The following is a 729-nucleotide window of genomic DNA, read 5'->3' on the forward strand; positions in this document are numbered from 1 at the left end:
CAATACCGATATTGTCTATTTTATAGACAAAGTTTCCAGCATATTGCGTAGTTGTCAAAGAACTATTTTCTGCTACAATTTTAGCTTGTTTTACTCCTGTAGCATCGTAAATGTAAGAAATGTTCCCTTGGTTACCAAAATTAATTGTAGTTGGTAAGTTTAAGTGATTGTATGTGATTCCGTTAGCGATAATTCCTTTATTTGTATCAGAAGTCATGTTACCATTTACATCATACACATAATCATTTTCAGCAGTATTTACATCCTTAAACCCTGCAACATCAGCAACATCGGTAACTTTTAATAATGTATTACTATTACTTGCATAAGTATAGGTTAATTTATCTATAATATCCACCGTAGGATTCGCTACTTCTGTAATTCCCATACGTTCTAACGAGAGAATATTTCCGTTTTTATCATAAGATACACTATTTAAGCTATAGTTTTCTATATCATTATTAGCAAGACTTGTGAGTGTTTGTCCACTTTGATAGGTCGCATTTGTAATTCTATTTAGTGCATCATACTCATACTGATAGCTTCTAAGGTTGAGATCATTAGCAGTTTTCCAATGTGTTTCACTGATATTCCCGTTAAATAGTGCTGTTGTGCCTAACAAACTAGCCGAATCATAATTAATTTGAAACGAAAATAACTTGCTTGCATCATTAGTATCTGTATCGTTTATTCCTTTGAGCCAACCACGAACCGTATAGCTGTAATCAA

General features: G+C 32.6%; 1 pseudogene. It reads right to left on the reverse strand.

What is annotated here, in order from left to right:
• Window positions 1–729 (reverse strand): annotated as a pseudogene (locus AA089_RS25340) (hypothetical protein); the annotation flags it as partial.

Source organism: Kordia jejudonensis (assembly GCF_001005315.1).
Taxonomy (GTDB): domain Bacteria; phylum Bacteroidota; class Bacteroidia; order Flavobacteriales; family Flavobacteriaceae; genus Kordia; species Kordia jejudonensis.